The organism is Arthrobacter sp. 35W, from assembly GCF_000482545.1.
Lineage (GTDB): Bacteria > Actinomycetota > Actinomycetes > Actinomycetales > Micrococcaceae > Specibacter.
In genome coordinates this window covers 1-7660 of record NZ_AXVQ01000005.1, presented here as the reverse complement: position 1 = coordinate 7660, position 7660 = coordinate 1, and the positions used below count along the sequence as shown (strand labels likewise).

The 7660-nt window shown below is 67.8% G+C and carries 8 protein-coding genes and 1 pseudogene; 4 read left to right on the top strand and 5 right to left on the bottom strand.

Annotated features, from left to right (window positions below; translation table 11 throughout):
• The 4 genes from K254_RS0100045 to K254_RS0100030 form a co-directional block, all read right to left on the bottom strand.
• A partial coding sequence (locus K254_RS0100045; protein WP_155848396.1) for an ATP-binding cassette domain-containing protein occupies positions 1–399 on the bottom strand: 399 nt, incomplete at its 3' end.
• Positions 396–1343: an amino acid ABC transporter permease gene (locus K254_RS20880; RefSeq protein WP_231391705.1), complete on the bottom strand. Its 948-nt coding sequence runs from the start codon at positions 1341–1343 to the stop codon at positions 396–398. The genes K254_RS0100045 and K254_RS20880, both read right to left, overlap by 4 nt.
• Before the next feature lie 62 nt (positions 1344–1405).
• On the bottom strand, positions 1406–2350 hold the full coding sequence (locus tag K254_RS0100035) for an ABC transporter substrate-binding protein (protein ID WP_035748793.1): 945 nt from the start codon (positions 2348–2350) through the stop codon (positions 1406–1408).
• A 1-nt stretch (position 2351) separates the two neighbouring features.
• Positions 2352–3431 (bottom strand): succinylglutamate desuccinylase/aspartoacylase family protein, encoded by a 1080-nt coding sequence (locus K254_RS0100030; protein WP_051388582.1) that lies wholly within the window; start codon positions 3429–3431, stop codon positions 2352–2354.
• A gap of 181 nt (positions 3432–3612) precedes the next feature.
• Here K254_RS0100030 and K254_RS20875 point away from each other — a divergent pair, with 181 nt between their 5' ends.
• The 4 genes from K254_RS20875 (at position 3613) to K254_RS0100010 (ending at position 7249) form a co-directional block, all read left to right on the top strand.
• Entirely contained in the window at positions 3613–4203 is a 591-nt protein-coding gene (locus K254_RS20875; RefSeq protein WP_051388581.1) for a GntR family transcriptional regulator, read from the top strand.
• Between the two features lie 84 nt (positions 4204–4287).
• The gene (locus tag K254_RS0100020) at positions 4288–5577 is read left to right on the top strand and encodes a Y-family DNA polymerase (RefSeq protein WP_026553665.1); all 1290 of its coding nucleotides are present in this window, start codon (positions 4288–4290) and stop codon (positions 5575–5577) included.
• A 113-nt stretch (positions 5578–5690) separates the two neighbouring features.
• Positions 5691–6104, top strand: a complete 414-nt coding sequence (locus K254_RS0100015) for a ribosomal maturation YjgA family protein (protein WP_035748791.1) — start codon at positions 5691–5693, stop codon at positions 6102–6104.
• A gap of 68 nt (positions 6105–6172) precedes the next feature.
• Positions 6173–7249: an FAD-dependent oxidoreductase gene (locus tag K254_RS0100010; protein ID WP_026553663.1), complete on the top strand. Its 1077-nt coding sequence runs from the start codon at positions 6173–6175 to the stop codon at positions 7247–7249.
• 18 nt (positions 7250–7267) lie between these two features.
• On the opposite strand, the pseudogene K254_RS25860 reads toward K254_RS0100010, so the two are convergent.
• Positions 7268–7660, bottom strand: a pseudogene (locus K254_RS25860) (IS982 family transposase); the annotation flags it as partial.

The following is a 7660-nucleotide window of genomic DNA, read 5'->3' as shown; positions in this document are numbered from 1 at the left end:
GCGCTTGACCTGGGTGGGGGCCTCCATGATGTTGGCCAGCGCGGTCTTGTGCGGGAACAGGTTGAAGCGTTGGAAGACCATGCCGATCTCCCGGCGCTGGTTCGCGATGGCCTTCGTGGACAAATCGTGCAGGCGCCCGTTGACCTCCTTGTAGCCGATGAGGTCCTCGCGGACCTGGATGCGGCCGGCGGAGATCGTTTCGAGCAGGTTGATGCAGCGCAGCAGGGTCGACTTGCCCGAGCCGGAGGGGCCGATGATCACGGACACCTCCCCGGGCTGGACGGTCATGTCGATGCCGCGCAGCACGTGGTGCTCGCCGAAGAACTTGTGCACGCCCTCAATCCTGACGAGCGGGTCGGTGCCGGCCCGTCCGGGGGTGCCGGTGGCGGTGGTGGTCATGGCGTGGTGCCGCCTTCACTGGTCGGGGCCGCCGGTTCCGGGTCTGCCGGGGCGGCGGGGTTGTGGGCGTGGGCGACGGCGGCGGCCACGGCGGCGGGTTTGACGGGGGCCTTGGTGAGGTTGTCCACGCCCTTGCCGAAGTGGCGTTCGATGTAGAACTGGCCGACCATGAGCACGGAGGTGACCAGCAGGTACCAGAACGCGGCGACGATCAGCAGCGGGATGGGCTGGTAGATGCGGTTCGCGATGGTGTTCGTGACGAAGGTCAGGTCGTAGGTGAAGGGCACGGCCAGGACCAGGGAGGTGGTTTTGAGCATGCCGATGGTTTCGTTGCCGGTCGGGGGGACGATCACGCGCATGGCCTGGGGCAGGATGATGCGCCACATGATCTTGGAGCGGCGCATGCCCAGGGCCTCGGCGGCCTCCATCTGGCCGTTGTCCACGGATTTCAGGCCGGCGCGGAAGATCTCGGCGAGGTAGGCGGATTCGTTCAGGCCCAGGCCCAGGATCGCTGCGACGGTGGCGTTGACCACGGTCTGGGTGTCCATGGAGAACCATTCGGGGCCGAAGGGGACGCCGATGATGATCTTGGGGTACAGGGTCGCGACGAGGCCCCAGAAGACGAGCTGGGTGTAGACGGGGGTGCCGCGGAAGAACCAGACCCAGACCCAGGAGACGTAGCGGAAGAGCGGGTTCTCGGATTGGCGCATGAAGGCCAGCATGATGGCCAGGGCGATCGCGATGACCATCGAGGAGACGGTGAGGATCAGGGTCCAGCCGATGCCTTGGACGACGAGGGTGTCCAGCAGGTAGGTGCCCACGAGGTCCCAGTGGAAGCGGGGGTTCGTGATCAGGGACTGGGCGGTGATGGCCAGGACGAGCACGATGATGGCGGCCCCGACCCACCGGCCCGGGTGCCGGACCGGAACCGCATCGTTCAACACGACGCCGTGCGGATGGGCATCGCCATGGGGAGTCCGCCCGGGGATGCGCGTCTTGGTGTCGGTCACCTGTCGACCTCCGGATTGACCACTGACTTGTCGGTGGACAGTACGGCGATGCCCCATCGGTCCATGATCTTGGCGTAGCTGCCATCGGCGATGAGCTTGTTCATCACCTTGGCCACCAGGTCCGCGAGTTCAGGGTCCGACTTGGCCACGGCGATGCCGTTGTGGTCCGGGTTGTACAACCCACCCAGAAGTTCCAACTGGCCGCCGGTCTGGGTCAGCGCGTAGGTGATGGTGGTTCCACCGGACACCATGGCCGCGATGCCGCCATTGACCAGGCGGGTGGTGATGTCCGTCTGGTTGGGCAGGCTCACGACGTCGATGGCGGGCTTGCCGGCGTCGGTGCAGGCCTTGGAACGGCCGGTGAGGTCCGGATCCTCCTGGACGGACCCGGTCTGGACCCCCACCTTGAGGCCGCAGAGGTTGTCGACGCTGACGTTCTGCGGGTTGCCCTTTTGGACGGCCCAGATGGAGCCGGCCTTGAAATAGTCGACGAAGTTCACGGCCTTCATGCGCTCTTTGGTGATGGAGAAGGCACTCATGCCGAGGTCGTATTTGGTGCCCAGCCCCGGGAGGATGGTGGCGAAGCCCGCCGTGCGGAAGTCCACCGTCAATCCCAGTGTGGCGCCGATGGCCTTGGCGAAGTCGACGTCGAACCCCATGGGCGTCTGGCCGTCGGTGCCGCCCAGGAACTCGGCCGGGGCATAGGTGGTGTCCGAGCCAACCGTGATGGTGTCCTTGCCCTTGAGCGAGTCCGGCAGCATGGCGGCCAGGGCGTCGTCCTTGTGCAGGGTGGACGGATCAAAGCTGGGGGAGCCCGGCACACTGGCGGGGCCCGTGCCGGCCAGGCCTTGGGAGGCGTTGGTGCAGCCCGTGGCTGCCAGCCCGGTCGTCAGGACGACAGTGGCGGCGAGGACCAGGCGGAGGATGCGTGGAAAGGTCATGTCAGCTGTCCAATCGTGAAGGGTTGTCCATGGGAACGGCGATGTTCACCAGGGTGCTTCCGGTCCGTACAAGGGTGGGGTGGCGCAATGTGGCAATGAGGCCATCGATGTGGGCGCGGTATTCATAGGCCGGCCGGTCCAGCTCGTCAATGAAATGGACCTTGCCGATGAGATCGCCGACGACGACCCGCTGGCCCAGATCGACGGTTGGTTCGAAGAGACCGCCGGCACGGGCCATGACTGCTGCATCGGAGCCCAGCTGGATGTACTGGATGTCCGCAGGGGGACCCGCGGGGGTACGCGCGTCGGCGTCGGCCGTGGCTCCGGGGCGCGGAGTGCCGCCGTCAAGCACGCCCACATGGGCCAGCAGCTTGTAGAGCCCGGCGCGGGAGTCTGCGAGCAAGCGGCGGTTGACCGTGCCGCGCCCGCCGAGTTCCGTGGAGACCATCAGAACGCCCGCGCGGTCGGCCGCCCCGCTGATGGATCCCGACACATAGTTCGGCTTCACGACGACGCAGTATGGCTGGCCGAAGGCCTCGACGGCTGCCATCTTGCGCGCCCACACCTCCGGCGTGGGCCCGGCATAGACGAAGGCCGATGGGACGTATTCGTTGACGGCGCCGCCGGAGTGGATGTCGAGGGCGAAGTCGGCCAATGGCAGCAGGTCGGCGTCGACGATCCGTGCAATCTGCGCCGTGGGGCCGCCCGCTGCATGGCCGGGAAGGGCCCGGTTCAGGTTGGCGCCGTCGACCTTGGAGACCCGGGAGCCTTCCCGCACCGCCAGCAGATTGAGCGAGGGGAGGACGATGATCCGGCCGCAGATGCTTCCTGGATCCAGGGTGCGGATGAGCTCGTGCAGCAGGACCTGGCCCTCGTATTCGTCGCCGTGGGTGCCTGCCGTCAGCAGGACCGTGGGGCCATTCGATGCGTCCGGCCCGGCCAGCACGGCGATGGGTACGGGGATGACGGCGCCGTCGAACTCATTGTTGGAGTGCTCGATCGACAGGTGGCCAAGCTGCCTGCCGGGGGCCGCGAAGTCGATTCCGCGGACCCGGTCGATCGTGTGGGGTAGCTGCACCATGTGCTCTGTATCCAATCGGTAAGATTGGATACAACATATCCAAGGGATACTGTGAAGTGCAACACCTTTGGGAAAAGATGTTGGGAAGAATTCTGCGCAGAGGTCTGCGCGAGGGGCCGGCGGCAAGGGGCAAAAGGTGGCAAGTGTGGAGGTCCGGGATACGCGCCCGCTGAGTGAGCGAGTGTACGAACGGGTGTGTGATGACATCGTCAACGAGCTCATTGCTCCGGGGGCCCAGCTGGTCCAGGACCAGCTTGCTGCCCAGTATGGGGTCTCGCGCATGCCGGTCAGGGATGTGTTGGCACGCCTGGTCCATGAGGGGATGGCGGATTTCATTCCGGGCCGCGGGCATTTCGTGAAGGTGCTCAGTGACTCCGACATCGCGGACGTCTACGAGGTCCGCCGGGAGGTGGAGGCGCTGGCCATCAGGCGGTTTGGCGGCAGATACACGCCCATGGACCTCGCGCGGCTGGAGATGGCACTGGCTGAGGCGGAATCCGTACCGGAGGCGGACTTTGATGCAATCTTCCGCACCAGCATGGACTTCCATCTCCTGCTGGTGGCTCCATGCCCCAACAAGTACCTGCTCGCGTCCCTGCAGGGCATCTGGGAAAACCCCGTGCAGCGGCGGATCATCCGCTCGTACCGGGGTGACAATGCCAAGAGTGCCGGTGTGGTGGCCAAGCACCGCCGCCTGCTGGCCCTGGCGCGCTCCGGCAGCACCGAGGAACTCATCGGCCAGCTGGCTGGCTGCCACAGCCCGCTGGTTTGATCCTGCCCACCGCATGCCACTGACCGCTCCGGCGGTCCGGTGCTAGCATGAACAATCGAATATTTGTTCTAGGCGGTGGTGGTTGTGGCGGCAGGAACCGGCAGGGACCGCATGGCTCTGGTGGACGTCAACAACTTCTACGTTTCCTGCGAGCGGGTCTTCAACCCCCGGCTGGAAGGCCGCCCCGTCGTCGTGCTCTCCAACAACGACGGCTGCGTGGTGGCGCGCTCGGCAGAGGCCAAGGCGCTGGGCATCGCCACGGGAGCACCCTGGTACCAGGTGGAGCCGATGGCCAAGGCCTGGGGGCTGGTGGCCCGCTCGAGCAACTATGAGCTCTACGGCGATATGAGCGCCCGCGTCATGGAGGTGGTGGGCCGCTTTGGCACCTGGCAGGAGGTCTATTCCATCGACGAGTCCTTCGTGGGCCTGGTGGGGGACGAGGCGCAGCTGCGCGATGCCGGTGCCGGCATCCGGGCGGCTGTGGCGCGGCATGTGGGCGTGCCGGTATGCGTGGGTGTCGCCTCGACCAAGACCCTGGCCAAGTTCGCCAACCGCATTGCCAAGCAGAACCCCGCCCTGAACGGCGTGTGTTCTCTTGACTCGATGCCGCCGGGCCATGTGGACGCCATCCAGGCCAAGGTCCCGGTGACCGGTCTGTGGGGAGTGGGCGGGCGCACTGGGGAGCGGCTGAACGCCCTGGGGATCGAGACCATTGCCGATCTCAAGGCGGCGGACCCGCTGGTGATCCGCAAAAAGTTCTCCGTGGTCCTGGCCCGCACCGTCCATGAGCTGAACGGCACCGCCTGCATTCCACACACAGAGGAGCGTGCGGACAAGCAGCAGATCATGTTCTCCCGCAGCTTTTCCACCCCCGTCACGTCCGTGGAGGGCATGGAGCAGGTGATGGCCATCTACGCCCAGCGCGGGGCGGCCCGGCTCAGTGCCGAGGGGATGCGGACGACGACGATGACCGTCACCGCCGGGACCAGCCGCTTCGCCCAGGGCGTGGCGAGCTTCCCCTCCGTCACCATCCGGCTGCCGCAGGCCACGCAGGACCCCATCCTGCTGACCCGCGCCGCCGTCGCCGCGGTGCGGGAATCCGTCGTCCCGGGCGCCGCATACCTGCGCGCCGGCGTGCTCTTCAGCGGACTGGAGCCGGCCGGGGGCCAGGAGGTGCTGGACCTCTTTGTGGACCACCGCGAGCAGCTGGAACTGGGCGACTTGATGGGCAGCGTGCGGACCAAGTTCGGCGCCGCAGCCATCGGCCTGGGCCTGGGCGGCCTGGCCGAGCCGCCGCAGTGGTCCATGAAACGCGAGCACTCCTCGCCCCGCTTCACCACCGAATGGGCCGAAATCCCCGTAGTCCGGGCCTAGCCTCCCTCCGGAAGTGCACGGACGCTGCCGCCCCGCCGCACCCGTGCACTTCCCGGTGACCGCGGCATCGTAGGCTGGGGTGGCCGGCACCGGGCCGGGGACGGGTGGGGGTAATGCGCAGGACTTCGCGGCGCCGTGTGGCGTTGGCCGCAGCGGCGGTGGCAGTGCTAGGCACGGGACTGGCCGTCCACTATTTTGGCAGCGGCCCCTTCGCTGACTTCGCGGGCGACGCCCTCTACACCGTGCTGGTGTTTGTCCTGCTGGGCCTGCTGTTTCCACGGCTTTCCAGCGCCGTGGTGGGAGTGCTGGCGCTCGCGGTGAGCGTGGGCATTGAACTGCTGCAGCTCACCGGCATCCCGGCGGAGCTGACCGCGGCCTTCCCGCCCTTCCGGCTGCTGCTGGGCACCACCTTCGCCGCCACGGATCTGCCCGCCTATGCGGTGGGGGCGCTCGCAGCCCTGCTGGTGGACGCAGCCCTGCGCCGGGGCGCCGCACGCCGATCGTGGCGGACGGCACGCTCCCGGTAGGAATAGTGCGCGCCTGCAAGTAGTTCCTGTGAGTGGAGCCCACAGTGGGCGCCGGTGCAGGAGGAACGGTGTTAGACGTAGTAGTCATCGGGGCCGGCCAGGCGGGTCTGTCGGCCGCCTACTATCTCGCCGCGCGCGGGCTGGAACCGGAACGGGACTTTGTGGTCCTGGACGCGAACGCCGGACCGGGCGGCGCCTGGCGCCACCGCTGGCCCTCGCTCACCCTCGGTGCCGCCCACGCCGTCCACGACCTGCCCGGGATGAAGCTCGGCGAGCCGGACCCTTCCGAGCCCGCCTCCGCCGTCGTCGGCCGCTACTACGGCTCCTATGAAGACGTCTTTGAACTGCCCATCCACCGCCCGGTGAAGGTGCTCGCCATCCGGCCCCGGGACCCGGACGACGGCTCCTCCCCACTGCTGGTCGAAACGGACCGCGGCGTCTATGAAACCCGCCTCGTCATCAATGGCACGGGCACTTGGGACAAGCCGTACTGGCCCAGCTACCCCGGCCAGCGGACCTTCACCGGCCGGCAGCTCCACACCCACGATTTCCGTTCCGTATCCGAGTTTGCCGGCAAGCGCGTGCTGGTGGTGGGCGGTGGAACCTCGGCCGTGCAGTTCCTGCTGCAACTGGCCGGCGCCGGGGTCAAGACCGCCTGGTCCACCCGCCGGCCGCCGGAATTCACCACCCGCGCCTTCGACCCCGAGTGGGGCAGGGATGTGGAACGCGGCGTCAACGCCCGCACCGCCGCCGGGCTGCCACCGCTGAGCGTGGTGGCAGCGACAGGGATCCCGCTGATCGAGGCGTACCAGCGGGGCATCACCGCGGGCACGCTGGTGAGCCGCGGCGGCATCGAGCGGATCGAGGCGGAGCGGGTGGTCTTCGACGACGGGTCCGCCTTCGATGCCGACGTGATCCTCTGGGCCACCGGATTCCGCGCCGCCCTGGACCACCTGGCGCCGTTGAAGCTGCGCGAACCCGGCGGTGGCATCTTGATGGATGGGGTAAAGGTGCTCAAAGAGGAGCGGCTGCTGCTGGTGGGCTACGGCGCCTCGGCCTCAACCCTGGGTGCCACACGCGCCGGCCGCGCCGCCGCCGTCGAAGCCTCCCGCCGCCTGGCCCGCATCCCCGAGCACGCCCTCTAGACGAGTAATTCCAAGCGGTCAGTGGTCGTAGGCGATGAGTGAGCGGCGGACGGCTTGGCCGGTGCGGTCGTTGTGCCAGATCGCCGCGGTCATCGCCAGCAGCCGCTGAATGACGCGTGCGGCGACCCCTGCCGGGGTCCGTCCGCCGTGTTGTTCCAGGTCGAGCTGGCCCTTGAGGGTGTCGTTGATGGATTCGATGACCTGGCGCAGGGGTTTGAAGAACCGGGCCCCGGCGCGGGGCTTTTCGCCCCGGCGGGCCGGGCGCAGCAGATCAATCCCGGCCTCCCCCAGGGCGGCTTCGAAGTCCCGGCCGTAGTAGTTCCGGTCCGCGATCACCGTCTGCCGGTGCCCGTCGGCCAGCACCCGGGCCATGGCCGGGGTGCCGGCGAGGATGTCCAGGAACGTCTGGCG